A 26,816-nucleotide genomic window follows, 5' to 3' on the forward strand; every position below is an offset into this window, starting at 1 on the left:
TTTAATGAGCGACGATTCGCATCAATCCGACCCGCACCGCCGCGCGCGCCTGCGCTGGCGCGCGCGGCGGGGTCTGCTGGAGAACGACATCGTATTCGAGCGTTTCTTCAGCCGATACGAGCATGACCTCACCGATGCAGACGTAGGCGCGTTGTCGCGCCTGCTCGATCTGAGCGACAACGACCTGATGGACTTGCTCCTCGCGCGCAAGGAACCAGAGGGCGACCTAGACAGCCCGGAGATTCACCGGCTGTTGGAGATGCTGCGCAACGTGTAACGCCAACATGTAACACGCTGTGCCCGTTATCGAATCCCGTTTCTTTATTTCGATTGAGGATGTGCCATGACTCCGTCTGATGTTAAAGCCACGCTATCGTTCAGCGACAACTCGCCGAGCGTCGAAATGCCGATCTACAAGGGCACGATGGGCCCGGACGTAATCGACATCCGCAAGCTGTACGGCCAGACCGGCAAGTTCACGTACGACCCGGGCTTCATGTCGACGGCAGCTTGTAATTCGGCGATCACGTACATCGACGGCGACAAGGGCGAGCTGCTGTACCGCGGTTACCCGATCGACAACCTCGCGCAAAACGCCGACTTCCTCGAAAGCTGCTACCTGCTGCTGAAGGGCGAACTGCCGAACGCGGCGCAGAAGAAGGAGTTCGTCGACACCGTCACCAAGCATACGATGGTGCACGAGCAGATGCACTTCTTCTTCCGCGGCTTCCGTCGCGACGCGCACCCGATGGCGGTGCTGGTCGCGGCCGTCGGCGCGCTGTCGGCGTTCTATCACGACTCGCTCGACATCAACGACCCGCGTCACCGCGAAGTGTCGGCGATCCGCATGATCGCGAAGCTGCCGACGCTCGTCGCGATGGCGTACAAGTTCAGCATCGGTCAGCCGTTCGTCTATCCGAAGAACGAACTGTCGTACAGCGCGAACTTCATGCACATGATGTTCTCGAACCCGTGCGAAGAGTACAAGGTCAACGACGTGCTGGTCCGCGCACTCGACCGCATCCTGATCCTGCACGCCGATCACGAGCAGAACGCATCGACGTCGACGGTTCGCCTGGCCGGCTCGTCGGGCGCGAACCCGTTCGCGTGTATCGCGGCCGGTATCGCGTGTCTGTGGGGCCCGGCGCACGGTGGTGCGAACGAAGCCGCGCTGAACATGCTCGAGCAGATCGGTTCGCCGGACAACATCCCCGAATTCATCAAGCAGGTGAAGGACAAGAATTCGGGCGTGAAGCTGATGGGCTTCGGTCACCGCGTGTACAAGAACTACGACCCGCGCGCGAAGCTGATGCGCGAAACCTGCTACGAAGTGCTGAACGAACTGGGCCTGCACGACGACCCGCTGTTCAAGCTCGCGATGCAGCTCGAGAAGATCGCGCTGGAAGACGAATACTTCGTGTCGCGCAAGCTGTACCCGAACGTCGACTTCTACTCGGGTATCGTTCAGCGCGCGCTGGGCATCCCGACGTCGATGTTCACGTGTATCTTCGCGATGGCACGTACGGTCGGCTGGATCGCACAGTGGAACGAAATGATTGCCGATCCGGAACAGAAGATCGGCCGTCCGCGTCAGCTGTTCATCGGCGACACGCCGCGCGAAGCGAAGCCGCTCAACGCACGTTAAACCGTGCGCGGCGCGAACGGTCGTCAGGCCGCTCGCGTCCGGCAATCGCAACGCCACGACACCCCGGTGGGTCATCCCGCCGGGGTGTTTTCATTTGTGCGGCCGACGCTGGCGCGAGGTAAGCGCTCGATGCACACCGTCCGTTCATGAGCGTGCGGCACGGGCAATCTGATTCCCATCAGATGTGCAATGGGATTGATATCCTCCGCTGCCTTCGGGCAGGGAGGACGTCAAGGTCATGCTTTACGCTCCCAACGTTCGTTGCCGATCGGCTAAAGGCGTTCTTACCATTCGCGCCGAATGCCGGTCTTTACGATGTGTGCGTCATAGTCGTCCTCGGAACTGAGCTGGGCTCTAAGGGCATTGTAATAGTCAGGAGCTTGAACACCATGGACCTGATGCTGGTTACCATTTGACGCCTGATAATATGGGTTCATTCCGGGCTGATCCGGCACGACGACGGCCCGCGGATATACCGGCTGACGCGCGGCTAATTCCCGATCAACTTGGCGAGCGGTGTGCGCATGCGATTGCGGGACGTAAACGCCACGAAACTCTGACGGCGGAATACTGTGACGGGTATCTTCGTACGGGGAGGCATAGGCCGCTGGGGCACTGGCGTGCGCTGTCACCATAAAAGTACTCTGCATCCGATGGTAGGCCTGCGATTGCCCGTGCGGCGACAAACTTGTTGTTCGTTGATCCGTCGCCATCATCTCGAGAATCTGCTCAGGCTTCATACCGTACTCCATCGCTGCCTCAAACTCTTTACGTTGTTCGGGACTCAACGAGCGAAGCACCTCTTCCGTTGATGGCGCGTGTGTTTCAGTATGCAGCGGGCCGTATCCATGGCGTTCGAGCGCGACGGACAGCGCCCCATGCGCAGAGTTTTCCACTGCCATGCGCGCGGAGCGCGCCCTCTGTTGAGGATCCGGGCTACCGTGTATCCGGGTAACATCGATATCGCTCCGCGCCACTTGACCGTCGTGTGATTGATTAAATGCAATGTGCTGATCTCGCATCTGGTCTTGAGAAAGGATACCGTGTCGCCTTACGCTGCTATAGGGGCCAGCAAACGCGGGATCAGTCGTCGTTGGCGCAGAAGATGGACGCCCATTGAATGCCGGAGGCATCCCATGGATAGGCGGCTGCGTGTGAGAGGCGGGCCCAGTCCGCGACCCTGCCCCCGAGCCGGGCGCTGGGTAAGGTTCATGAAAATCAGTCGTGTAAGCGTTATTGCCATTCGTAACTCGAGGAAAGCTGTTGCCGCCCGTCATGTCGGTTTCTTCTCCGGTTAACACAAGGTGTAGTGCCGATATTAATGATGTACGCCGACCCGGAAGCCTCACTCATGCGCAGTAAAAGCATGAAACGCGAACCGGAGAACGCTTCAATCCGGAAGCGGCAATTGACCGGGAGGAGTGCAACTAAAGATTGCACCTGTGAAGGCATTCTTCCGCATGCGCGACGAGCTCGGCCGGCGCGAGCAGAACCTCTGGCAGCAGATGCGGGCGCTGATCGCGCGCGAAGTCGAATCGAAGGTGCGGGCGTCATTGGGCTCGCACTCGTCGGGATCGACGCCGTTCAGGCGTGCGGTGCCGATCAGGCGATACGCGATCCGGCGCGGCGCTCCAGCGACGGCGGCCGTGTGTCGAGCGCTGGCGCATCGTCGTCGGGCGCGTGGCCGTGCTGCTTGAAGAACTGCCGGTACGCGCCGGGCGTCATGCCGTGCGCAGCGAGGAACTGGCGGTTGAAGTTCGCGGCATTCGCAATGCCGCAGCGCGCGGCGACCGTCGCGATCGGCCAGTCGGTGCCGGCGAGATGGCGGCACGCGTGCGCGAGCCGCAGCCGTTGCACGTAGCGGCCGACGCTTTCGCCGATATGACGCGCGAACAGCCGCTGCAGCGTGCGTTCGGACAGGTGCGCGACGGCCGCGAGCGCGTCGATGCGCAGCGGTTCGTGGAACTGCCGGTCGATCGCGTCGAGTACGCGATCGAGGCGTTCGGCGCCGGATGCGGTGGAGTCGACCGAGGACGTGGCTGCGTCGGAGCGATCGTAGGCCTGCGAGGTGGCGAGCGGTTCGCCGCCGGCTTCCGCGAGATCGGCAAGCGTATCGAGCGTGGCCGCGAGCCGCACGCGCGGCGACGGATCGAGCAACCGCGGCAGCCGCGCGCGCATCGCGCGGGCCGTCTCCACGTCGAAGCGCAGGCCCGGCGCCGCGCGCCGCAGCAGCGAGCGCAGCGGCGCGTATTCGGGGCAGCAGTCGGCCAGCCGCCGTACCCAGTCTCCGTCGAACCAGACGACGAGCGCGACCTCGGGCGCGCCGCGATCGATGCGCGCGTTCGACGACCACGTATGCGGCAGGTTCGGCGGCACGAGCACGAGATCGTCATCCGCGTAGCGTGCGACGTGATCGCCGATGAAGCGCTGGCCGCGGCTGTTGAGCGTCAGCGTCAGTTCGTACTCGGGATGGCGATGCCACTCGAACGGAATGCGCGCGAGCTGACGGTGATACACGCGGATCGAACAGCCGGACGCGAACGTCACATGCTCGTATTGCGGTTTCATCGCGGCCTCCGGTAGGGGCGGGCAGCGCGCCGTGGCATGATCGTGAGCGATCTTCACGACGGAGCGATGCCATGTTTTCACATGTTTGCGTGGGCGTCGGCGATACGGCGCGCGCCTACGATTTCTACGCGCCGCTGTTCGCCGAACTCGGGTTGCGCGTCAAATTCCACGAACCGGACGGCTGGTCGGGCTGGATGCCGGCCGACGCCGACCGGCCGCTGTTCTTCTTCGGCAAGCCGCTCGACGGACGCGCGCCTGAACCGGGGAACGGCCACACGATCGCGTTCGATGCGCCGACCCGCGATCACGTCGATCGCTGCCATGCGCTCGCGCTTCAGCACGGCGGCGCCTGCGAAGGGCCGCCGGGCCTCCGACCGCACTATCACCGCGACTACTACGGCGCGTATTTCCGGGACCCGGACGGCAACAAGCTGTGCGTGGTCTGCCATCGTCCCGAGTAACGCGCGGTTGTCAGGATTGTATCGATTATTGGCTGGATAGTATCGATGATGACCGTGCGGCGGCCGTACGCTGAGTGCTCATCAAAACGCGATTCAGCGAGGAGACAAGCGATGCACCTGACGATTGACGATCTGCCGGCCGCGATCCGCACGGCGAAACGGGCGCTACGCGCCGACTTGCCCGGCTACGCGGCCACGTTCCGCGAAGTGGAGGGCGACATCGCGCGGCAGGTCGACGCGATCCGCCGCGCGCACGCGCATGGCGATGACGTGATTCCGGTCGTGCCGTTCGCGGATGTCGCGAGCGGGACCGTCGATCCGCTCGCGATTGCCGCGATCCGCACGCACGGCGCGGTCGTGATCCGCGGCGTGTTGGATGCGCAGCAGGCACGCGACTGGAACGACGAGATCGGCGCGTATCTGGATGCGAACCGTTTCACCGAGCGGCTGCATGCGCGCGCGGAAGACCGCTATTTCGGCAACCTCGCGTCGGGCAAGCCGCAGATCTACGGCGTCTACTGGTCGAAGCCGCAGGTGGCCGCGCGCCAGTCGCCGGCGCTCACGCAGGCGCGGGTGTTCCTGAACCGTCTGTGGCGGCATGCGGACGGTACGCGCACGCATTTCGATTCCGACCAGGTGCCCGCCTATGCGGACCGGATTCGTCGCCGGCCGCCCGGGTCGACGTCGCTCGGGCTGTCGCCGCACGTCGACGGCGGCTCCGTCGAGCGCTGGCTCGGCGCGAATTTCCGCCAGGTCTATCGCCACGTGCTGGCCGGCCGCTGGCGCGATTACGATCCGTTCGATGCGGCGTTCCGCCCCGACGTCGAGGAGATTCCGTCGCCGGCCGTGTGTTCGATGTTCCGCACGTTCCAGGGCTGGACCGCGCTGACGCCGCAGGGGCCCGGCGACGGCACGCTGCAGCTGATCCCGGTCGCGAACGCGATGGCCTATGTCGTGCTGCGCGCGCTGCAGGACGACGTCGCCGACGACGACCTGTGCGGCGCGCGTCCCGGCCGCGCGCTGTCGATCCGCCCCGAATGGCACGCGCTGCTGCTCGACGCACTGGTGCCGATCCCGCACATGGAACCGGGCGACGCGGTGTTCTGGCACGGCGACGTCGTGCATGCGGTCGAGGACGCGCATCGCGGCAGCGGCGACAGCAACGTGATGTACATCGCGGCCGCGCCCGGCTGCGCGAAGAACGATGCATACCTGCAGCGGCAGCGGCTCGCGTTCCTGCGTGGCGACAGCCCGCCCGATTTCCCGGCCGACCATTTCGAGGCCGATTTCGATGGCCGTGCGGGGGAGGGCGATCTCACGGCGCTCGGCCGTGCGCAGATGGGATTCGAGCCCGGCGCGTAACGCGCGGGCGGCGGGCGAAACGGCCATTCGCGAGACGGCGGGCGGCCCGTCTGCCGAATCCGCTGCGTGGTGCGCGCAATTCGACGCAATCGGCTGTCGGTGGCGCCGAAATCGACGCGAATTGCGCAAATTGGCTTCCGATAATGGTCCGGACACAACGCTGCCGGCCCGTGCACCGCACGGAGGCGGCGCAGATCATGGAGGAGTCGATGCAATTCACGCAAGCGATCGTTCGCCGTCCCGCGCCGTCTTGCGGCGCGGGCCTGACCACCGCCGAACTCGGCGCACCCGATTACGACAAGACGCTCACGCAGTTCCATGCATACTGCGACGCGCTGCGCATGCTCGGCGTCGAACTGACCGAATTGCCGCCGCTCGATGCGTTTCCCGATTCGCATTTCGTCGAGGACGTCGCGGTCGTCACGCCGGAATTCGCGGTGATCACGCGCCCCGGCGCGCTCGCGCGGCGCGGCGAGACCGCGCACATCGAAGCGGCGCTGCGCGTGCATCGCGAACTGCTGCCGATGCAGCAGGGCCGCCTCGACGGCGGCGACGTGATGCTGGTCGGCAAGCGCTTCTTCATCGGCCTGACGAGCCGCACCGACGCGCAAGGCATCGCCGCGTTCGAGTCGCTGGTGTCGCGCCATGGCTATTCGGTCGTCGCGGTGCCGGTCGGCGCCGGCCTGCACCTGAAATCGGTCGTCAACGCGCTCGGCGACGACACGCTGCTCGTGACCGACGCGCTGGCCGCGCATCCGGCGTTCGCCGACTATCGCCGGATCGCGATCCCGGCCGCCGACGAATACGCGGGCAACACGCTGCGCGTGAACGGCACGCTGATCACGCCGGCCGGCTATCCGCGCGTGCATGACGCGATCGCGCCGCTCGGCATGCCGCTGCACGTGATCGACACGAGCGAGTTCCGCAAGATGGACGGCGGCCTGACCTGCCTGTCGCTGCGGTTCTAGCCGATTGGCGCGCGGCGGCTTCGGCCGGATAATGTGGCCCCGCGCGGAATGGCAGACGTTCCGCGCATGAGCCACGAGCCACGAGCCACGACCCGACCGGAGCGAACGCGGATGACCGACAAGAAGATGCAGCTCGACAAGATCGATCTCCGGATCCTCGACATCCTGCGTACCGACGGACGGATTTCCTACCGGAAGCTGTCGGAGCTCGTGAATCTCACGCCGCGGCCGTGCCAGGCGCGCGTGGAGCGGCTCGAGGCGCTCGGCGTGATCGAAGGGTACCGCGCGGTGATCAAGGCGCCGCGCGCGACCAAGCCGATCGTCGTGATCGCGCAGATCGTGCTGGCCGACCACGGGCGTTCGCAAGCGCCGTTCGAAGAGGAAATGCGCGCGAATCCGGCCGTGCTCGATTGCTGGCTGGTGAGCGGCACGTTCGATTTTCTCGTGCGGCTCGCGTGCGAGGACCTCGACGAGTACCGGCGGATCGCGAACGCGTGGCTGGAAAGCCCGCGGTTCCGGATCGAGAAGATCGTGACGACGGCCGAACTGCAGTCGATCAAGCGCAGCGTCGCATGATGCGACCGGCCCGGCAGGGCCGGTTTGGATGCGAATGACCGGGTCAATCGATTTGCATTCCGAATCGAATCGGCTGGCCGGCTCACAATCAGGGGGAACACCATGGATGCCATGCAAGCGGCGACGGACACGGCCGCACCGTCCGGGACGGCGCTGAAGCGCCGTCTGCAGGGCCGCCACGTCGCGATGATCGCGATCGGCGGGTCGATCGGCACGGGGCTGTTCGTCGCGTCGGGCGCGTCGGTCGCGCAGGCGGGGCCGGGCGGGGCGATCGCCGCGTATATCGCGATCGGGATCATGGTCTACTTCGTCGTGACCGGGCTCGGCGAGATGGCCGCGCTGATGCCGGTATCGGGCTCGTTCGCGATCTACGGCGAGAAGTACGTCGACGAAGGCTTCGGCGTCGCGCTCGGCTGGACCTACTGGTACAGCTGGGCGGTGACGATCGCGATCGAGCTGGTCGCCGCGCAGATTGTGATGCGCTACTGGTTTCCGTCGGTGCCGGGCGTGTGGTGGGGCGCGGGCTTCCTCGTGCTGATCTTCCTGCTCAATACGCTGTCGGTGCGCGGCTTCGGCGAATCGGAATACTGGTTCTCGCTGATCAAGGTCGTCACCGTGATCGCGTTCATCGCGGCCGGGCTGCTGATCGCGGCCGGCGTGCTGGGCGGCGGGCATACCGGCAGCGGGCATACCGGCGGCGGGCATACCGGCGGCGGGCATACCGGCACCGGGCATCCGGTCGGCTGGCGCAACTTCACGACCGGCGACGCGCCGTTCGTCGGCGGCGTGCACGCGATGATGAGCGTCGCGCTGATCGCGGGCTTCTCGTTTCTCGGCACCGAGCTGGTCGGCATCACGGCCGGCGAATCGGAGAACCCGCGCAAGACGATCCCGCGCGCGGTGAAGCAGATCTTCTGGCGGATCATGCTGTTCTACGTGCTCGCGATCTTCGTGATCGGCCTGCTCGTGCCGTACACCGATCCGAACCTGCTGAAGAGCGACGTGACCGACATCGGCGTGAGCCCGTTCACGCTCGTGTTCAGCCACGCGGGATTCCCGCTCGCGGCCGGCGCGATGAATCTCGTGATCCTGACGGCCGTGCTGTCGGCCGGCAATTCCGGCACCTACGCGGCGACGCGGATGCTGTACAACCTCGCATCGGAAGGGCGCGCGCCGGCCGTGTTCGCGACGCTGTCGCCGGGCGGCGTGCCGCGCAACGCGCTGTACGCGACGATGGCCGTCGGCGGGCTGTGTTTCCTCACGTCGTTGACCAACAACCAGCGCATCTATCTGTGGCTGCTGAATACGGTCGGCATCACCGGCTTCATCGCGTGGCTCGGCATCGCGGTCTGCCATTACCGGTTCCGCAGGGGATTCCTGAAGCAGGGTTATCGACTCGATCAACTGCCGTATCGCGCGAAATGGTTTCCGTTCGGGCCGGTGTTCGCGGTCGCGGTCTGCATCGTGATTTCGCTCGGGCAGGATTACCAGGCGTTTTTCGCGGCGCGCATCGACTGGATGGAAGTGTTGTCGATCTATGTATGGATTCCGCTGTTCGTCGCGATCTGGTGGGCGTATCGCCGCGCGCGCAAGAGCCGGCTCGTGCGCTACGAGGAGATGGACATCGGGCCGTGGCTCACGCGCTCGGTGGAAGCCGTCGACGCGGCCGCCGCGCAGCACGGGCAGCCGCGCTGATCCTGCGTGAAATTCGCCCGTGCGCGCACGTTCCGCGGTACGTGCCGGGCCGTTACTTGTCCAGCTCCGGATAGTGCCGGAAGATCCCCATGTCGTTGAACGGGATGCGGCGTTCCGACTCGAGGTAGCGCGCGACGGGCGGATGCCGCGCGACGCGATCGTGCAGCGCGACGAGCGTCGCGACCTTGCGCTCCGCGCGCTTCATCGCTTTCGGGAACGCATAGCGCAGGCCCTCGATCAACTGGAACATCGTCAGGTCCGCGTAACTGAGCGCGCTGCCCGCGATATAGCCGCGCTTGTGCGGGTTCTGTTCGAGCACGCGATCGAAGTAGCCGAGGAATTTCGGCAGCCGGTTCTCGAGGAAATCGGCCGCGCGCTCGGCCGCTTCCGCTTGCTGGTCCTCGTAGTACAGGCCGCTGCCGATCGGATGGTGCGTGTCGTGGATCTCGGTGATGAAATCGGCGGCGGTCAGCTGGATCTGATGGACCCACAGCCGGCCGGCTTCGTCGTCGGGCGCGAGCCCGAGCCGCGCGCCGAGAAACAGCAGGATGTTCGCGGTCTGCCCGACGACCACGTCGCCCGCCTTCAGGAACGGCGGCGCGAACGGCACGCATTCGGCCTTCGCGCTGTCCATCATGCGCATCATGGCCGACACGCCCATCCCGCGCCCCGATTCGCGCGCGACGTCGACGTAATCGGCTTCGGCCGCTTCGAGCGCGAGCCGCACATATTCGCCGCGGCCCTGGATTTCAGGCCAGTAATAGAGTTCGTACCGCATGCAAGGCTCCTGTCCGGTCGATGCGCCGGGACGCACGCATCGCGATGGCGGGGAGGGCAGCCGCGCGCCGCCCGTTGCGAATAGACAGTCTATGAGATCGAGTGCGAAATGCCAGTGACGCCTGTACGGTTCGCATGGCTTGATTTGGAAATGATCATTTCCTATAATGGCGCATGGCTAGGAAAATTGCAGCGAACGTGGGCAGGCCGCGAGAATTCGATATGGATGAAGCGCTGGACGGCTTCATCCGCGTCTTTCGCGAGCGTGGCTATCACGCGACTTCTATCGGCGATCTGTCCCGGGCGACGGGGCTCACCGCAGGCAGTCTTTACAAAGCCTTTGCCGACAAGAACGCCATCTTCGTTGCCGCGTTGAACCGGTACATCGATCGGCGCGTCAGCGAGCTCAACATGATCCTTGCCGATGAAGAAAACGGACGGGACAAGGTGCGAGCGCTCCTGCGCTTTTACGCGGACGTCTCGCATGGAGACGAGGGTCGAAAGGGCTGTCTGGTCGTCGGCGGCGCCATGGTTCTGAGTGCGTTGGATAGCGAGATCGCCGGCATCGTCCACAGATCGATGCAGAGGATCGAGCGTCTCCTTCGCGATTTGATCAAGCAGGGGCAGGCCGATGGATCCGTCGATGCCGCGCTGAACGCGCAAGCCACGTCGAGCTGTCTGTTTGCCATGGTGCAGGGGCTTCGAGTGGTGGGGAAGCTCGGCCAGAGCCGGAGCGACATGTCGATGCTGGTTGACGAGGCAATGCGGCTGCTCGACTAAGGTTTGTGCGTCACCCGACAGGCGACGCGATGTGAAGCAACACGCGAAACCGCGCATGCGCGTGATTCGGTTTCGCCGAATTAGGAAACAAATATTTCCGAACGGAAGTGCTCCCGCTGCTCGGGGGCCATCATCCAGCGCAGTCGATTCTGTGGAGAGGACGAACTTATGTACCAGCATCAATCCACCGCGGATGCTTCGCATCTCGAGGCCGCGCCCTATTTTCGGGAAGACCCGCGGCTCAGCGGCTTTCGTCATCGGTTCGATACGGTAGACGGGGTGCGCCTTCATTTCGTCGAAGGAGGCCGCGCCGACGGCGAGACCATCGTCCTGCTCGCCGGCTTTCCGGAAAGCTGGTACGCGTGGCGGAGAGTCATGCCGCTTCTCGCGGACGAATTCAGGATCGTGGCGCCGGATCTTCCCGGACAAGGCGATTCGGACCGTCCACTCGTCGGTTACGACACGCAGACCGTCGCGGCAACGCTTGCGCGCCTGCTGGAGCAGCAAAAGATCGCGCGCTTTTACCTGGCCGCTCACGACGTCGGCGCGTGGGTCGCCTATCCGTTTGCCGCGATGTATCCCGATGCGGTGAAGCGATTGGCGTTGCTCGACGCGGGGATACCCGGCATCACGCTGCCCGCCGTACTGCCGATCGAGCCCGGCAACGCATGGCGCACGTGGCACTTCGCGTTTCATACCGTCGCCGACCTGCCGGAGACGTTGATTGCCGGCAAGGAGCGCGAGTATCTCGATTGGTTCTTGCGTCGCAAGGCGGCCAATCCCGAGTCGTTCTCCGACGCGGATGTCGACGAGTATCTCCGGGTGTTCACCCGGGACGGCGGGTTGCGAGCGGGGCTGGCCTTCTACCGGGCCGTGTCGGCGTCGTCGGCTCAGAACCGCACGCTGCAGGCGCTGGGGAAGCTGAAGATGCCCGTGCTCGCTGTCAGTGCGGATCAGGGGTCCATACCCGACATGGCGGGGCCGCTCGGACACGTGGCGGAAGATGTGACGGCCGCGACGATCGCGCATAGCGGGCATTTCATTCCCGAGGAACAACCGCAGGCGCTGGCGCGCGAGCTGCGCAATTTCTTCCGGTAGCACGCCGCCGCAAGCAGCCGCGCTTGCCGGGTAATGCTTATCCGGGTATCGCGTGTACCACCCAACTCACTGTTTTTATTCACTTTTTTCGTTATCGTGGTACTCCATGGGCCGATTTTGCGTGGCATAATCGACCGCATCCGCAAGGCTTGTAGTCACAACGACCCCGCATACCCATGGCACAGACTCTCTACGACAAACTGTGGAACACCCACGTGGTCCACACCGAGGAAGACGGCACGACCCTGCTCTACATCGACCGTCAGCTGCTGCATGAAGTCACGAGCCCGCAAGCGTTCGAAGGGCTGAAGATCGCGCAGCGTCCGGTGTGGCGCATCAGCGCGAACCTGGCCGTGTCGGACCACAACGTGCCGACGACGGACCGCAGCCACGGCATCGCCGATCCCGTCTCGAAGCTGCAGGTCGACACGCTCGACGCGAACTGCGACGCGTTCGGCATCACGCAGTTCAAGATGAACGACGTGCGCCAGGGCATCGTCCACATCATCGGGCCGGAGCAGGGCGCGACGCTGCCGGGCATGACGATCGTGTGCGGCGATTCGCATACGTCGACGCACGGCGCGTTCGGCGCGCTCGCGCACGGCATCGGCACGTCGGAAGTCGAGCACGTGCTCGCGACGCAGACGCTGCTGCAGAAGAAGAGCAAGAACATGCTCGTGAAGGTCGAGGGCGCGCTGCCGCGCGGCTGTACCGCGAAGGACATCGTGCTCGCGATCATCGGCAAGATCGGCACCGCGGGCGGCACGGGCTACGCGATCGAATTCGGCGGCTCGACCATTCGCGCGCTGACGATGGAAGGCCGCATGACCGTGTGCAACATGGCGATCGAGGCCGGCGCGCGCGCAGGCATGGTCGCGGTGGACGACACGACGATCGAATACCTGAAGGGCCGCCCGTTCGTGCCGACCGGCGCGGAATGGGATCAGGCGGTCGAGTACTGGCGCCAGTTCAAGTCGGACGACGGCGCGCAATTCGACCGCGTGGTCGAGCTGAATGCCGCCGACATCGTTCCGCAGGTCACGTGGGGCACGTCGCCGGAAATGGTCACGTCGATCGACGGTCGCGTGCCCGATCCCGAGCGCGAGAAGGATCCGGTCAAGCGCGACGCGATGGAGCGCGCGCTGGCGTACATGGCGCTCGAGCCGAACACGCCGATCGAATCGATCAAGGTCGACAAGATCTTCATCGGCTCGTGCACGAACGCGCGCATCGAGGACATCCGCGCGGCCGCGTACGTCGTGAAGAAGCTGAACCGCCGCGTCGCGTCGAACGTGCGGCTCGCGATGGTCGTGCCGGGCTCGGGCCTCGTGAAGGCGCAGGCCGAGCGCGAAGGGCTCGACAAGGTGTTCACCGATGCGGGCTTCGAATGGCGCGAGCCGGGCTGCTCGATGTGCCTCGCGATGAACGCCGACCGGCTCGAGCCGGGCGAGCGCTGCGCGTCGACGTCGAACCGCAACTTCGAAGGGCGGCAGGGCGCGGGCGGTCGCACGCACCTCGTGAGCCCCGCGATGGCGGCGGCCGCGGCGATCGAAGGTCACTTCGTCGACATTCGCCAGCTGGGGTAACACGTGACGGCATCGAAGGTCATCGCGCGGCTGGTTGCCGCGCTGGCGCTGGCCGGGTTGGGCTTCGGCCTGGCCGGCTGCAATACCGTCCGAGGCTTCGGGGAAGACGTCAACGCCGCCGGCAGCGCGCTCAAGCGCGCCGCGGAGTGACGTTTCCCGCCGAGAATTTGTCGATGTGCGCCGGCTGACTGCCGGCCCTTCAACCGGATAGACGGATCATGGAAAAATTCACTGTACATACCGGCGTCGTGGCGCCGCTCGATCGCGAGAACGTCGACACCGACGCGATCATCCCGAAGCAGTTCCTGAAGTCGATCAAGCGCACGGGCTTCGGTCCGAACGCGTTCGACGAGTGGCGTTACCTCGATCACGGCGAGCCGGGCCAGGACAACTCGAAGCGTCCGCTGAACCCGGACTTCGTGCTGAACCAGCCGCGCTACCAGGGCGCGTCGGTGCTGCTCGCCCGCAAGAACTTCGGCTGCGGCAGCTCGCGCGAGCACGCGCCGTGGGCGCTGCAGCAGTACGGCTTCCGCGCGATCATCGCGCCGAGCTTCGCGGACATCTTCTTCAACAACTGCTACAAGAACGGTCTGCTGCCGATCGTGCTGACCGAGCAGCAGGTCGATCACCTGTTCAACGAGACGGCCGCGTTCAACGGCTTTCAACTGACGATCGATCTCGACGCGCAGGTCGTGCGCGCGGGCGACGGCCGCGAGTATCCGTTCGAGATCGCCGCGTTCCGCAAGTACTGCCTGCTGAACGGTTTCGACGACATCGGCCTCACGCTGCGCCACGCGGACAAGATCCGCCAGTTCGAGGCAGAGCGGCTCGTGAAGCAGCCTTGGCTCAACACCAAGCTGGTCCGCTGACATCGCGTTCGAGGCGGGCGCGCTTTGCGCGCGCTCGCCGGCCTGCCTCCATCACACTCTACCCAGTCAGGAATTTCGCATGAAGATTGCAGTGCTGCCCGGCGACGGCATCGGTCCGGAAATCGTCAATGAAGCGGTGAAGGTGCTGAACGCACTCGACGAGAAGTTCGAACTCGAACAGGCGCCGGTCGGCGGCGCGGGCTACGAGGCGAGCGGCCATCCGCTGCCCGACGCGACGCTGGCGCTCGCGAAGCAGGCCGACGCGATCCTGTTCGGCGCGGTCGGCGACTGGAAGTACGACTCGCTGGAACGCGCGCTGCGCCCCGAGCAGGCGATCCTCGGGCTGCGCAAGCACCTCGAGCTGTTCGCGAACTTCCGCCCGGCGATCTGCTATCCGCAGCTCGTCGATGCATCGCCGTTGAAGCCGGAACTCGTCGCGGGCCTCGACATCCTGATCGTGCGCGAACTGAACGGCGACATCTACTTCGGCCAGCCGCGCGGCGTGCGTGCGGCGCCGGACGGCCCGTTCGCCGGCGAGCGCGAAGGCTTCGACACGATGCGCTATTCGGAGCCGGAAGTGCGCCGCATCGCGCACGTCGCGTTCCAGGCCGCGCAAAAGCGCGCGAAGAAGCTGCTGTCGGTCGACAAGTCGAACGTGCTGGAGACGTCGCAGTTCTGGCGCGACATCATGATCGACGTGTCGAAGGAGTACGCGGACGTCGAGCTGTCGCACATGTACGTCGACAACGCGGCGATGCAGCTCGCGAAGGCGCCGAAGCAGTTCGACGTGATCGTCACCGGCAACATGTTCGGCGACATCCTGTCGGACGAAGCGTCGATGCTCACGGGCTCGATCGGCATGCTGCCGTCGGCGTCGCTCGACAAGCACAACAAGGGCCTGTACGAGCCGTCGCACGGTTCGGCGCCGGACATCGCGGGCAAGGGCATCGCGAACCCGCTCGCGACGATCCTGTCGGCCGCGATGCTGTTGCGCTACTCGCTGAATCGCGCCGAGCAGGCCGATCGCATCGAGCGCGCGGTGAAAACGGTGCTCGAACAGGGCTACCGCACCGGCGACATCGCGACGCCGGGCTGCAAGCAGGTCGGCACGGCCGCGATGGGCGATGCGGTGGTCGCCGCGTTGTAAGCGCGTGGCAATGAAGTGCGGTAATTAATGTGGAAAAGGGTGCGAACGGGCCGGAAAAATCGGCCGGTTCGCGCACGGTTGGCCGTTGTGCGGGCCACCGGCTTTGTGTAGACTCGAACGATGGCGCTGATTTCCCTGATCTCCCCGGTCCTGAAACTCCACGGCAACACTGCCCGTGCGGGTGCGCGCGCCATCGTCATCACGAAAACCATTACCACGAAAACGATCATTAAACGCTGATCGCCGTCGTGCCCGCCTGTTTCCCCGCGCGGTCACGCGGGGACGGAAATGGCGGGGAAGCTCCATTCAAAGCAAAGGGTTAGTCATGAACGTAGGTCTCGTAGGTTGGCGCGGCATGGTCGGCAGCGTCCTGATGCAGCGCATGCAGGAAGAGGGCGATTTCGACCTGATCGAACCGGTGTTTTTCAGCACCAGCAATACGGGCGGCAAGGCGCCGTCGTTCGCGAAAAACGAGACCACGCTCAAGGACGCGACCAACGTCGACGAGCTGAAGAAGTGCGACGTGATCATCACGTGCCAGGGCGGCGACTACACGAACGACGTGTTCCCGAAGCTGCGCGCGGCCGGCTGGAACGGCTACTGGATCGACGCGGCATCGTCGCTGCGGATGCAGGACGACGCGGTCATCATCCTCGATCCGGTCAACCTCGACGTGATCAAGGACGCGCTCGTCAAGGGCACGAAGAACTTCATCGGCGGCAACTGCACGGTCAGCCTGATGCTGATGGCGCTCGGCGGCCTGTTCCGCGAGAACCTCGTCGACTGGATCACCGCGATGACGTACCAGGCCGCATCGGGAGCGGGCGCGCAGAACATGCGCGAGCTGCTGTCGCAGATGGGCACGCTGAACGGCGCGGTGCAGGAACAGCTTGCCGATCCGGCTTCCGCGATCCTCGACATCGACCGCCGCGTGCTGGCCGCGATGAACAGCGACGCGATGCCGACGAGTCACTTCGGCGTGCCGCTGGCCGGTTCGCTGATTCCGTGGATCGACAAGGATCTCGGCAACGGGATGTCGAAGGAAGAGTGGAAGGGCGGCGCGGAAACCAACAAGATCCTCGGCAAGCCCGCGATGGGCGAGCCGGGTTCGATCCCGGTCGACGGCCTGTGCGTGCGGATCGGCGCGATGCGCTGCCACTCGCAGGCGCTGACGATCAAGCTGAAGAAGGACGTGCCGCTCGACGAGATCAACGGCATCCTCGCATCGGCGAACGACTGGGTGAAGGTCGTGCCGAACGAGCGTGAAGCGTCGATGCGCGACCTGTCGCCGGCGAAGATCACCGGCACGCTGACGGTGCCGGTCGGCCGCCTGCGCAAGCTCGCGATGGGCGGCGAATACCTGTCGGCGTTCACGGTCGGCGATCAGCTGCTGTGGGGCGCGGCCGAGCCGCTGCGCCGCATGCTGCGCATCCTGCTCGACAAGTAAGCACGTTGGCTGTCCGGCCCGCGGGCCGGGCTGCACGATACGACGCGCCGCGTCGGCCTTGGGATTCAGGGCCGGCGCGGCGCGTTTTTCATGCGCGGTTCAGCGCAGGTTCAGCAGCGTCTGGTCGACGGCCTGCTGGGTCTTGATCGTCTGCGCATTCGCCTGGTAATTGCGCTGCGCGGTGATCAGGTTCACGAGTTCGGTCGTCAGGTTGACGTTCGAGTTTTCCAGCGCGCTGCCCTGCAGCGTGCCGTGGTTCGTGCTGCCCGGCGCGGAGATCTGCGGCACGCCCGACGCGGCCGTTTCCGCATACTGGTTGCCGCCGATGTTCACGAGCCCGTTCGGGTTGTTGAAGTTCGCGAGCGCGATCAGGCCGAGCACCGCGCTCTGGCCGTTCGAGTAGTTGCCGGTCAGCTTGCCGTCGGTGCCGATCGAGAACGTCGTCAGCGTGCCGCTCGCGAAGCCGTCCTGCGCGAGGTTGTTCACGCCGTCCTTGCCGCCGTACTGGGTCGTGCCGCCGAGGTCGAGCGTCAGGTTCTGCGGATTCGCGCCGCCCGTCGTGTTCGGGATCGAGAACGCGAACTGGCCGAGGCTCGCGGTCGGCTGGCCGGTCGCGGCCGACGTCGTCGAGCTGATCCGGCCCGATGCGTCGAACGTGACGGTGCCGAGATTCGTCGGCGTCTGGCCCTGCGCGCCCGCGTAGGCTTGCCACGTGCCGGCCGCCGGCTTCACGAAGTACAGGTTGACCGGCTGCGAACCGCCAAGCGAGTCGTAGACCTGGATCGACGTGTTGTAGTTGTACGTCGTGTTGTCGGTCGCGTTGAACGGCGTCTTGGCCGGCACCTTGTCCTGCGCGTTCAGGTTGAACTGGCCGGTGATCTTGTTCGTCGCGCGCGGCGCGATGTTGCTGGTCGGCGCCTGCAGCGGCACGGTCTGCGCGGTGTTGATCACGCCGCCGGCGCCTGCCGCATAGCCCATCAGGTTGCGGCCTTGCGCGTCGACGATCGCGCCGTTCTTGTCGCGGTGGAACGTGCCGTCGCGCGAGTACGTGGTCACGCCGTTGCTCGACATCTGGAAGAAGCCGTTGCCGTTGATCGCGACGTCGAGCGACGACTTCGTCGAATTGATCGTTCCCTGGCTGAAATGCTGCTGCACCGACGCGAGCCGCGTGCCGATGCCGATCTGCGTGTTGACCGACGTCGCGACCGAATTTGCGTACATGTCGGCGAAGTTTGCGCGGCCCTGCTTGAAGCCGACCGTGTTTGCGTTCGCGATGTTGTTGCCGATCACGTCGAGATTGCTCGACGCGCCGGCCAACCCGCTCAAACCCTGTTGATAGCCCATGTTCGTCCCCGTAACGAGCTGGTGAGTGATGCAGTCGTGCGACTGCGCGATGGCCCTCCGGTACTGCACGGCATCAGCCCGGCCGGCGCGCTCCCGCCTTTCCCGCATGGGCGAGCGCGACGTCGAAACATGCCGATTCCTGTTTGAAGGCGATCGTATCGACGGCGGTTATTCGGTCTGTGTAATTTTGTGTAATGAAATTGAATTGATGCAGAAATGATCGCTTTTGTATGAGTAATCAAGCGAGAGAGAGGGGGTCAAAGCCTTGCGGGGCGGGGATTTGGTGGTGTGGATTTTCATTTCTCCGATAAGAGGCGGAAATTGGCTTCTTATCGGCGAATTGGAATTGATTGGAGTGGGATGGGGCGCCGGTCGGGATTTGTCTTGATTTTCCGGCTGTTAATTCATTAACGGCGGACAGGATGGATTGTTGAGGGAGTGCTTGCGATTCTGTCGCCGCGATCCTGCGGCGGACGCCCGCTGAGCGCCAAAAAGCCGCGTCATTCGAGCGGGGCGCGAGGCTGCCGCGAGACGGCTTCCAACTGCGGCACGCAGGTTCGTTTTGATCGATCGGATGCATGGGCTACGGGCAGACGGACCCGCGCGACACGAGCGCCCGCCCGGGCCCGGTGGCACCTGTCGGCGACGAATTCGGCCGGAACCCGATCGTGTGAAGTAAACTACGCGGTTACGACGCACAGACCCGCCGAAAGCGTCGCGTTCCGCGCGACGCTTTTGCATTTCTGCAGCGCTTTATTGACGCTTCCAACCGCGAATCCGAGCCGCGCCCGTGCGCGGCGATAGAGCCAACGATGTCCCGAATTTCCTTGTTTCCGCGCCAGTCCCGTCTGTCGCGCGCCGTGCGTGGCGCGCTGGCGATCCTGGCGCTCGGCGCCGCCGCATCGGCGTGGGCAGTCGGCACCGGCGACCTGCCGGCATCCGCCGTCGGCGGCGCCGCCCCGCTTACCGTGACGGTCCAGCCGGGCCAGTCGCTGAACGACATCGCGAAAGCGGCCACGCAATCGCACGATCCGGCCGTGCTCGCGCGCGCCGGTCGCGCGCTGTTCGACGCCAATCCGCAGGCGTTCATGAAGCGCGACGCGAGCCGTTTGAAAGTCGGCGCGACACTGACGGTGCCCGCGCTCGATGCGACCGGCGCGGCGCTCGCGCCGGCCGGCGCATCCGCCGCGTCCGCTGCATCTGGCCCGACGGCCGCTTCCGCGCCCGCCGCCGCATCGGGTGGGGCAGCGATCGCGCAGCACGGCGCATCCGCGCCGCAGCCCGGTTCGGCCGCGCAACCCGCGCCGGTGGCGCCGGCCCTGCATGCCGCTCCGGTGAGCGGCGCGAGTGCCGCGACGGCGACGGCGGCGGGCGCATCCGCTTCGAGCGGTGCTTCGGCGTCGATCGGTGCGTCGGCCGCGCATGGCGCATCGGCTGTCGACGGCACGCAGCCGGCGGCGCCCACGGGCGGTGCGAGCGGCCCGCATGTATGGAGCGGTGCGATCCAGTCGGCGCCGTCGTCCGCGAGCGAGGCGACGGGGCAGTCGGTGCCGGGCAACCCGGTTGCCGGCATGCGCGAGCCGGCCGGCGCGGCACCCGCCGTCGGTGCGTCGCAGCCGCGGCCGTCGAGCCTGCAGCAATTGCTCGCGTTGAAGAACCGCGTGCTGATGGAGTTGCAGAAGCACGGCATCGGCAAGCCGGCGACGACGACCGGCGTCGCGCCTGCTCCGGCGCCTGCCGCGCCGCGTGCGGCTGCGAATGACGCGGGTGCATCGGCCGCTGCATCGACGGCGGACGAAGTCGCGTCGGGTGTGGCAGCCAGTGCGCTGCAACCGGCATCGGCTTCCGTGCAACCGGTCGCACCCGTCGCGACCTCGGCACGTCGTACCGAGCAGATGGACTGGCGCCCGGCCGCGGCGGCCGGCGCTGCCGTTATCGTGCTCGCGGCCGGCTTCGCATGGCGCAAACGCCGGAAGGGTCGGCGCGCGGACGAGGCGGGTGCCGCTGCGACCGCGGCCGCAGCAGGTGGCGCCGCGGCTGCGGAGGCGGAAGCGGAAGCCGCGCCGTCCGTCGAACGCGAACTGCCGATCACGCCCGAGATGCCGATCGCACGCGATGCCGCGTCCGACATGAATCTCGCCGCGGCGACTGCCGCCGCCGCGGAGACGATCGAGCCGCCCGCGGCGGATACATCGCCTGCGCTTGTAGTGACGGCGCCGCACGACGAGTCGCCGGAATTACCGCCTGCTGACGCTGCCGTGTCGCCGGCGAACGACGCGATTCCGGGTTCGGCTGAGGCTCCGCACGACGCAGAACCCCTGGAAGAAGCCACTGCCGCCGACAAGCCGGCCGAGTCGACCAAGCTGGCCGAGCCGTCCGCCGCATCCGTCGCCCCTTCGAGCGCCGAAGCCCAGCACGCGACACTGATGCAGAACGCGATCAGCGCGCTCAACAGTCTCGACATGCCGTTGCCGCCGCGGACGGCGGAGGAGCCGTCGACGACGGGGGAACCGCCCGCGCAGGCACCGCAGCCCGACGCCGATAAAATTGCAACTAACGGTCAAGCCGCGCAGCACCCGCCGATGGGTTCGGCTGAAACGACACCGGAACATCCGGCCGACCAGGAAGACGAGCTCGACTGGGATCCGGACGCGGTGACGTCTGCCGGCCAGGCGGGCAGCCCAGCTACGCCGTCGTCGTTGCCGCCGCTCGGCGGTGCGCAGTTCGGCGCGCTGAAGCTCGACTTCGATCTCGACCTGCCGTCCACGCCGGGCGCCGCGCTGCCTGCGCTTACCGCGGACGAGCTTGTGCGCATCGCCCGCAACAAGCTCGACCTCGCGGCCGAATACGTCGAACTGGGCGACCTGTCCGGCGCGCGGACGCTGCTGCAGGAAGTGGTCGACGCGAACGACGCCGCGACGCGCGACGATGCCCGCGCGCTGCTCGCGAAACTGGCGGACGAGGCGTGATGCGGATCGCGCTGGGCATCCAGTACGACGGCGCGGCGTTCTGCGGCTGGCAGGCGCAGCCGCACGGCAAGACCGTGCAGGACCGGCTCGAACATGCGCTGGCCGAGTTCGCGCGGGTGCCGCTGCACACGACGGTGGCCGGGCGGACCGATACCGGCGTGCACGGGCTCGGGCAGGTCGTGCATTTCGACACGGACCTCGATCGCGAGGTGTTTTCGTGGGTGCGCGGCACCAACGCGTTCCTGCCGCCGACTGTGTCGGTGCAGTGGGCGAAGCCGATGCCGGATACGTTCCATGCGCGCTTCTCGGCGTTCGAGCGCACCTACTACTACGCGCTGTACGTGCACCCGGTGCGTTCGCCGATGCTGGCCGGGCGCGCGGGCTGGATCCACACGCCGCTCGACGACGACGCGATGCGCGCCGCCGCCGCGCACCTGATCGGCGAGCACGATTTTTCGTCGTTCCGGTCGTCGGAATGCCAGTCGAAGACGCCGGTCAAACACCTGTATCAGATCGACGTGCGGCGCGAGGGGCATTTCATCCATTTCCGCTTCCGCGCGAACGCGTTCCTGCATCACATGGTGCGCAACCTGATGGGCTGCCTCGTCGCGGTCGGGCGCGGCCGCTATCCGGCCGACTGGCTCGCCGACGTGCTGGCCGGCCGGGACCGCAACCTCGCGGCCCCGACGTTCATGGCCGACGGGCTGTATCTCGCCCACGTCGGCTACCCGGCGGAATTCGCCGTCCCGCCCGCGCAGCTCGGCAGCGTGCCGTGGAGCAGCGTCTGGGCCGATCTGGACCCACAAACATGACGGAGCACGCCGTGTCTTCTTCGACTTCCGCCGCGGCCGGCCAGCCGCCGCGCACGCGCATCAAGCTGTGCGGGCTGTCGCGCCCCGAGGACGTGCTGCACGCGGCGGCGCTCGGTGCCGATGCGATCGGCCTCGTGTTCTACCCGAAGAGCCCGCGCGCGGTGACGATCGCGCAGGCGGCCGAGCTGGCGAGCCTCGCGCCGCCGTTCGTGTCGGTGGTCGGGCTGTTCGTGAATGCGACCGAAGCCGAGATCGAAGCCGTCGTGCGCGACGTGCCGCTCACGATGCTGCAGCTCCACGGCGACGAGACGCCGCAGCAGTGCGATGCGCTCGGCCGCGCGGCCCGCCTGCCGTGGTTGCGCGCGGTGCGCGTCGGCCCCTCGACGCAGCGTGCCGATTTGGTAGAATCGGCTCTTCATTATTCGAAAGCGCGCGGCCTCCTGTTCGACACTTTGGTGCCGGATTACGGCGGTAGCGGCAAGGTCTTCGATTGGTCTCTTATTCCCGCAGAGCTCGCGCGTCGGGCCGTTTTGAGTGGTGGCTTGAACGCGCAAAACGTCGGTGATGCGATCCGCCAGTTGCGTCCGTTTGCTGTCGATGTCTCGAGTGGCATCGAAGTGGAGGGCGCGAAGGGCGTGAAGGATCACGCCCGGATGGCGGCGTTCGTACGCGCGGTGCGCGAGGCGGACGCCGGGTGATGCAAGCCGGTGCGGCCCCAAAAGCGGGCGCACCGACCGATCGAGAGAGACACCATGTACAACCTTCCTGATGATCGGGGCCACTTCGGCCCGTATGGCGGCGTGTTCGTCGCCGAGACGCTGATTCACGCGCTGGACGAACTGCGCGCGGCGTATGAAAAGTTCCAGAACGATCCCGACTTCGTCGCCGAATTCGAGCGCGAGCTGAAGTACTTCGTCGGCCGCCCGTCGCCGATCTATCACGCGCAGCGCTGGAGCGAGATGCTCGGCGGCGCGCAGATCTACCTGAAGCGCGAAGACCTGAACCACACGGGCGCGCACAAGATCAACAACGTGATCGGCCAGGCGCTGCTCGCGAAGCGCATGGGCAAGAAGCGCGTGATCGCGGAAACGGGCGCCGGCCAGCACGGCGTCGCGACCGCGACGATCTGCGCGCGCTTCGGGATGGAGTGCGTCGTCTACATGGGCTCGGAGGACGTGCGCCGGCAGGCCGCGAACGTCTACCGGATGAAGCTGCTCGGCGCGACGGTCGTGCCGGTCGAATCGGGTTCGCGCACGCTGAAGGACGCGCTGAACGAGGCGATGCGCGACTGGGTCACGAACATCGAAAGCACGTTCTACATCATCGGCACGGTCGCGGGCCCGCACCCGTACCCGATGATGGTGCGCGACTTCCAGCGCGTGATCGGCGACGAATGCAAGGTGCAGATGCCCGAGCTCGCCGGCCGGCAGCCGGACGCGGTGATCGCGTGCGTCGGCGGCGGGTCGAACGCGATGGGCATCTTCTATCCGTACATCGACGACGAATCGGTGCAGCTGATCGGCGTCGAAGCGGCCGGCGACGGCCTCGACACGGGCCATCACGCGGCCTCGCTGATCGCCGGCAGCCCGGGCGTGCTGCACGGCAACCGCACGTACCTGCTGCAGGACGACAACGGCCAGATCATCGAGACGCATTCGGTGTCGGCGGGCCTCGACTACCCGGGCGTCGGCCCCGAGCACGCATGGCTGAAGGACAGCGGCCGCGCGCAGTACGTGCCGATCACCGACGCGGAAGCGTTGAAGGCGTTCCACGACTGCTGCCGGATCGAGGGGATCATCCCCGCGCTCGAGTCGAGCCACGCGATCGCGTATGGCGTGAAGCTCGCGCCGACGTTGCCGAAGGACAAGCTCCTGCTCGTCAACCTGTCGGGTCGCGGCGACAAGGACATGCACACGGTCGCCGAGCGATCGGGCATCGAGCTCTGACCCCGACCGATGCGTGACCTGATCGAAGAGCCGGGCGGCGGTGCCGCGAGCGAGGCGGAGGCGGTTCAGCCCGCCGCTGCCGTGCCGCGCGCGCTGCCGTCCGGTATCGAGCTGCACAACCGCGATTTCCTGACCCACGCCGCGCACTTGCCGGATGCGTCGATCGACCTGATCGTCGCCGATCCGCCGTACGGGCTCGGCAAGGACTACGGCAACGATTCGGACAAGCGTTCGGGCGACGATTTCCTCGCATGGACGCGCGCGTGGCTCGAGCTCGCGATTCCGAAGCTGAAGCCGAGCGGGTCGATGTATATCTTCTGCACGTGGCAGTACGCGCCGGAAATCTTCAGTTTCCTGAAGACGCAGCTCACGATGGTCAACGAGATCATCTGGGACCGGCGCGTGCCGAGCATGGGCGGCACGACGCGCCGTTTCACGTCGGTGCACGACAACATCGGCTTTTTCGCGGTTTCGAAGGCGTATTACTTCGATCTCGATCCGGTCCGCATCCCGTACGACGCCGATACGAAGAAGGCCCGCTCGCGCAAGCTGTTCGAAGGCAGCAAGTGGCTGGAGATGGGCTACAACCCGAAGGACGTCTGGTCGGTCTCGCGCCTGCATCGGCAGCACGCGGAGCGCGTCGATCATCCGACCCAGAAGCCGCTCGAAATCATCGAACGGATGGTGCTCGCGAGCTGCCCGCCGGGCGGCCGCGTGCTCGATCCGTTCATGGGGAGCGGCACGACCGCGGTGGCCTGCGCACGGCAGGGGCGCGACTTCGTCGGCTACGAGATCAACGAAAGCTATTGTGCGATCGCGCACGAGCGCGTGAGCGCGCTCGCCGCGCCGGCGTGCGCGTGAATCGCGCCGCCGCATCGCCGAATGCTGCTTTGCATGGGACCGGAGTAAGCGCTAAAGCGCTAACTCCGGATCGACATAGGAAAAATTGCCATGAATCGTATTCAGCAGACCTTCGCCGCGCTCGCCGAACAAGGCCGTAAGGGCCTGATCCCGTTCATCACGGCCGGCGACCCCGATCCCGCGAAAACCGTCGAATTCATGCATGCGCTCGCCGCAGGCGGCGCGGACGTGATCGAGCTCGGCGTGCCGTTCTCGGACCCGATGGCCGACGGCCCCGTGATCCAGCGCTCGTCGGAACGCGCGCTCGCGCGCGGCGTCACGTTGAAGAGCGTGCTCGCCGACGTGAAGCGTTTTCGCGAAACCGACGCCAAAACCCCCGTCGTGCTGATGGGCTATGCGAACCCGATCGAACGGATGGGCGTCGACGCGTTCGCGGCCGAAGCGCACGCGGCCGGCGTCGACGGCGTGCTGGTGGTCGACTATCCGCCGGAAGAGGCGGGCGTGTTCGCGGAAAAAATGCGGGCCGCGCAGATCGATCCGATCTTCCTGCTCGCGCCCACGTCGACCGATGAACGCATCGCCGACGTCGGCAAGATCGCGAGCGGCTACGTGTATTACGTGTCGCTGAAGGGCGTGACCGGCGCCGGAAATCTGGATGTTTCGAGCATTGCGGGTAAAATCCCGGCCATCAAGTCGCGCGTGCCGGTTCCGGTGGGCGTCGGCTTCGGTATCCGCGACGCCGAAACGGCGCGCGCGGTGGCCGAAGTGTCGGACGCCGTCGTGATCGGCAGCCGCCTCGTGCAGCTGCTCGAGAGCGCCGCGCCGGAAGGTGCCGCCGCCGCGTTGAAGTCGTTCATCGCCGAGTTGCGCGCCGCGCTGGACGGCGCCGGCAACACGGCGCGATAAACACAACACAGGAAGCGGGAACGGGCCGGTCGGCCCGCCCCGCCACGGAACAGGAAACCATACGATGAGCTGGCTCGACAAACTGTTGCCGCCGAAGATCAAGCAGACCGACCCGAAAAGCCGCAAGGGCATTCCGGAAGGCCTGTGGGTCAAGTGCCCGTCCTGCGAGGCCGTTCTCTATCGCAACGACGTGGACGCGAACCTGCACGTGTGCCCGAAGTGCGATCACCACATGCGCATCGGCGCGCGCGAGCGCCTCGACGGGCTGCTCGATCCGGAAGGCCGCTATGAAATCGGCCAGGAAATCGTGCCGGTCGACTCGCTGAAGTTCAAGGACAGCCGCAAGTACCCCGATCGTCTGAAGGAAGCGATGGACGAAACCGGCGAAACCGACGCGATGGTCGTGATGGGCGGCGCGATCCACACGCTGCCCGTCGTCGCGGCGTGCTTCGAGTTCTCGTTCATGGGCGGCTCGATGGGTTCGGTCGTCGGCGAGCGCTTCGCGCGCGGCGCGCAGAACGCGCTGGAGCAGCACGTGCCGTTCATCTGCTTCACGGCGTCGGGCGGCGCACGGATGCAGGAAAGCCTGCTGTCGCTGATGCAGATGGCCAAGACCACCGCGATGCTGACCAAGCTGGCCGAAGCGAAGCTGCCGTTCATCTCGGTGCTGACCGACCCGACGATGGGTGGCGTGTCGGCGAGCTTCGCGTTCCTCGGCGACGTCGTGATCGCCGAGCCGAAGGCGCTGATCGGCTTCGCCGGCCCGCGCGTGATCGAGCAGACGGTCCGCGAGAAGCTGCCGGAAGGCTTCCAGCGTGCCGAATTCCTGCTGAAGACGGGCGCGATCGACATGATCGTCGACCGTCGCAAGATGCGCGACGAGATCGCGCAGTTGCTCGCGCTGCTGCAGCGACAGCCGGCCGACGCGCTGGCCTGACCGGCGCAACGTGGTGAACTCTGCGCGTCGCCTGGCCTCAGCGTCAGGCGGCGCGCTTCGTT

26 protein-coding genes are annotated in these 26,816 nt (G+C 66.0%); 22 read left to right on the plus strand and 4 right to left on the minus strand.

Annotated elements, in window-relative coordinates:
• Positions 1–4 precede the first annotated feature (4 nt).
• Together GJG85_RS29065 and gltA are read left to right on the plus strand one after the other, a co-directional pair.
• Positions 5–277, plus strand: coding sequence for a succinate dehydrogenase assembly factor 2 (locus GJG85_RS29065; protein ID WP_050011290.1), 273 nt, complete (start codon positions 5–7; stop codon positions 275–277).
• Between the two features lie 66 nt (positions 278–343).
• Positions 344–1,645: a citrate synthase gene (gltA, locus tag GJG85_RS29070; RefSeq protein ID WP_050011289.1), complete on the plus strand. Its 1,302-nt coding sequence runs from the start codon at positions 344–346 to the stop codon at positions 1,643–1,645.
• A gap of 284 nt (positions 1,646–1,929) precedes the next feature.
• On the opposite strand, the gene GJG85_RS29075 is transcribed toward gltA, so the two are convergent.
• Positions 1,930–2,667, minus strand: a complete 738-nt coding sequence (locus tag GJG85_RS29075) for a hypothetical protein (protein WP_124593214.1) — start codon at positions 2,665–2,667, stop codon at positions 1,930–1,932.
• A 580-nt stretch (positions 2,668–3,247) separates the two neighbouring features.
• Positions 3,248–4,213, minus strand: coding sequence for an AraC family transcriptional regulator (locus GJG85_RS29080; protein ID WP_050011287.1), 966 nt, complete (start codon positions 4,211–4,213; stop codon positions 3,248–3,250).
• A 71-nt stretch (positions 4,214–4,284) separates the two neighbouring features.
• On the opposite strand from GJG85_RS29080, the gene GJG85_RS29085 reads away from it, so the two are divergent.
• From GJG85_RS29085 to GJG85_RS29105, 5 genes are all read left to right on the plus strand, one after another.
• Positions 4,285–4,674, plus strand: coding sequence for a VOC family protein (locus GJG85_RS29085; protein ID WP_050011286.1), 390 nt, complete (start codon positions 4,285–4,287; stop codon positions 4,672–4,674).
• Between the two features lie 111 nt (positions 4,675–4,785).
• A complete protein-coding gene (locus tag GJG85_RS29090) occupies positions 4,786–6,036 on the plus strand; it encodes a DUF1479 domain-containing protein (protein WP_050011285.1) in 1,251 nt (416 codons plus the stop codon).
• 209 nt (positions 6,037–6,245) lie between these two features.
• Positions 6,246–7,004, plus strand: a complete 759-nt coding sequence (locus GJG85_RS29095; protein ID WP_050011402.1) for an arginine deiminase family protein — start codon at positions 6,246–6,248, stop codon at positions 7,002–7,004.
• A gap of 111 nt (positions 7,005–7,115) precedes the next feature.
• Positions 7,116–7,580: an Lrp/AsnC family transcriptional regulator gene (locus GJG85_RS29100; protein ID WP_050011284.1), complete on the plus strand. Its 465-nt coding sequence runs from the start codon at positions 7,116–7,118 to the stop codon at positions 7,578–7,580.
• 102 nt (positions 7,581–7,682) lie between these two features.
• Positions 7,683–9,275, plus strand: a complete 1,593-nt coding sequence (locus tag GJG85_RS29105; protein WP_204384144.1) for an amino acid permease — start codon at positions 7,683–7,685, stop codon at positions 9,273–9,275.
• 52 nt (positions 9,276–9,327) lie between these two features.
• Here GJG85_RS29105 and GJG85_RS29110 read toward each other — a convergent pair whose 3' ends face one another.
• A complete protein-coding gene (locus GJG85_RS29110) occupies positions 9,328–10,053 on the minus strand; it encodes a glutathione S-transferase (protein WP_050011282.1) in 726 nt (241 codons plus the stop codon).
• Positions 10,054–10,226: 173 nt separating this feature from the next.
• Between GJG85_RS29110 and GJG85_RS29115 the strand changes: the two genes are divergently transcribed.
• The 8 genes from GJG85_RS29115 (at position 10,227) to asd (ending at position 16,979) form a co-directional block, all read left to right on the plus strand.
• Positions 10,227–10,832 carry a TetR/AcrR family transcriptional regulator gene (locus GJG85_RS29115; RefSeq protein WP_080334131.1) on the plus strand — a complete coding sequence of 202 codons (606 nt, stop codon included), beginning with the start codon at positions 10,227–10,229 and terminating at the stop codon, positions 10,830–10,832.
• A 168-nt stretch (positions 10,833–11,000) separates the two neighbouring features.
• Positions 11,001–11,930: an alpha/beta hydrolase gene (locus GJG85_RS29120; RefSeq protein ID WP_050011281.1), complete on the plus strand. Its 930-nt coding sequence runs from the start codon at positions 11,001–11,003 to the stop codon at positions 11,928–11,930.
• A 176-nt stretch (positions 11,931–12,106) separates the two neighbouring features.
• Positions 12,107–13,516, plus strand: coding sequence for a 3-isopropylmalate dehydratase large subunit (gene leuC, locus GJG85_RS29125; RefSeq protein WP_050011280.1), 1,410 nt, complete (start codon positions 12,107–12,109; stop codon positions 13,514–13,516).
• Positions 13,517–13,519: 3 nt separating this feature from the next.
• A complete protein-coding gene (locus GJG85_RS29130; RefSeq protein WP_011548098.1) occupies positions 13,520–13,666 on the plus strand; it encodes an entericidin A/B family lipoprotein in 147 nt (48 codons plus the stop codon).
• 68 nt (positions 13,667–13,734) lie between these two features.
• Positions 13,735–14,385 (plus strand): 3-isopropylmalate dehydratase small subunit, encoded by a 651-nt coding sequence (gene leuD, locus GJG85_RS29135; RefSeq protein ID WP_050011279.1) that lies wholly within the window; start codon positions 13,735–13,737, stop codon positions 14,383–14,385.
• 79 nt (positions 14,386–14,464) lie between these two features.
• Positions 14,465–15,532, plus strand: coding sequence for a 3-isopropylmalate dehydrogenase (gene leuB, locus GJG85_RS29140; protein WP_011548096.1), 1,068 nt, complete (start codon positions 14,465–14,467; stop codon positions 15,530–15,532).
• A 120-nt stretch (positions 15,533–15,652) separates the two neighbouring features.
• On the plus strand, positions 15,653–15,772 hold the full coding sequence (locus GJG85_RS29145; protein ID WP_006756675.1) for a hypothetical protein: 120 nt from the start codon (positions 15,653–15,655) through the stop codon (positions 15,770–15,772).
• Between the two features lie 85 nt (positions 15,773–15,857).
• Positions 15,858–16,979, plus strand: coding sequence for an aspartate-semialdehyde dehydrogenase (gene asd, locus GJG85_RS29150; RefSeq protein ID WP_069618461.1), 1,122 nt, complete (start codon positions 15,858–15,860; stop codon positions 16,977–16,979).
• A gap of 99 nt (positions 16,980–17,078) precedes the next feature.
• Here the strand turns inward: asd and flgE are convergent, their stop codons facing one another.
• Positions 17,079–18,323: a flagellar hook protein FlgE gene (gene flgE / locus GJG85_RS29155; RefSeq protein WP_050011277.1), complete on the minus strand. Its 1,245-nt coding sequence runs from the start codon at positions 18,321–18,323 to the stop codon at positions 17,079–17,081.
• Between the two features lie 812 nt (positions 18,324–19,135).
• On the opposite strand from flgE, the gene GJG85_RS29160 reads away from it, so the two are divergent.
• The 7 genes from GJG85_RS29160 to accD all read left to right on the plus strand — a co-directional run bounded on the left by GJG85_RS29160 (position 19,136) and on the right by accD (position 26,754).
• Positions 19,136–21,292: a FimV/HubP family polar landmark protein gene (locus tag GJG85_RS29160; RefSeq protein WP_204384145.1), complete on the plus strand. Its 2,157-nt coding sequence runs from the start codon at positions 19,136–19,138 to the stop codon at positions 21,290–21,292.
• On the plus strand, positions 21,292–22,104 hold the full coding sequence (truA, locus tag GJG85_RS29165; RefSeq protein WP_050011275.1) for a tRNA pseudouridine(38-40) synthase TruA: 813 nt from the start codon (positions 21,292–21,294) through the stop codon (positions 22,102–22,104). Before GJG85_RS29160 ends, truA begins: the two co-directional genes overlap by 1 nt.
• Positions 22,101–22,802, plus strand: a complete 702-nt coding sequence (locus GJG85_RS29170) for a phosphoribosylanthranilate isomerase (protein WP_050011274.1) — start codon at positions 22,101–22,103, stop codon at positions 22,800–22,802. The genes truA and GJG85_RS29170 overlap by 4 nt, the downstream gene beginning before the upstream one ends.
• 54 nt (positions 22,803–22,856) lie before the next feature.
• Positions 22,857–24,050: a tryptophan synthase subunit beta gene (trpB, locus tag GJG85_RS29175; RefSeq protein WP_050011273.1), complete on the plus strand. Its 1,194-nt coding sequence runs from the start codon at positions 22,857–22,859 to the stop codon at positions 24,048–24,050.
• A gap of 9 nt (positions 24,051–24,059) precedes the next feature.
• Entirely contained in the window at positions 24,060–24,911 is an 852-nt protein-coding gene (locus GJG85_RS29180) for a site-specific DNA-methyltransferase (RefSeq protein WP_050011272.1), read from the plus strand.
• A 90-nt stretch (positions 24,912–25,001) separates the two neighbouring features.
• Entirely contained in the window at positions 25,002–25,817 is an 816-nt protein-coding gene (trpA, locus tag GJG85_RS29185) for a tryptophan synthase subunit alpha (RefSeq protein WP_050011271.1), read from the plus strand.
• 64 nt (positions 25,818–25,881) lie between these two features.
• The gene (accD, locus tag GJG85_RS29190) at positions 25,882–26,754 is read left to right on the plus strand and encodes an acetyl-CoA carboxylase, carboxyltransferase subunit beta (RefSeq protein ID WP_009691548.1); all 873 of its coding nucleotides are present in this window, start codon (positions 25,882–25,884) and stop codon (positions 26,752–26,754) included.
• Positions 26,755–26,816: the final 62 nt, after the last annotated feature.

The organism is Burkholderia sp. MS389 (genome assembly GCF_016899425.1).
In the GTDB taxonomy this organism is placed as follows: Bacteria; Pseudomonadota; Gammaproteobacteria; order Burkholderiales; family Burkholderiaceae; genus Burkholderia; species Burkholderia sola.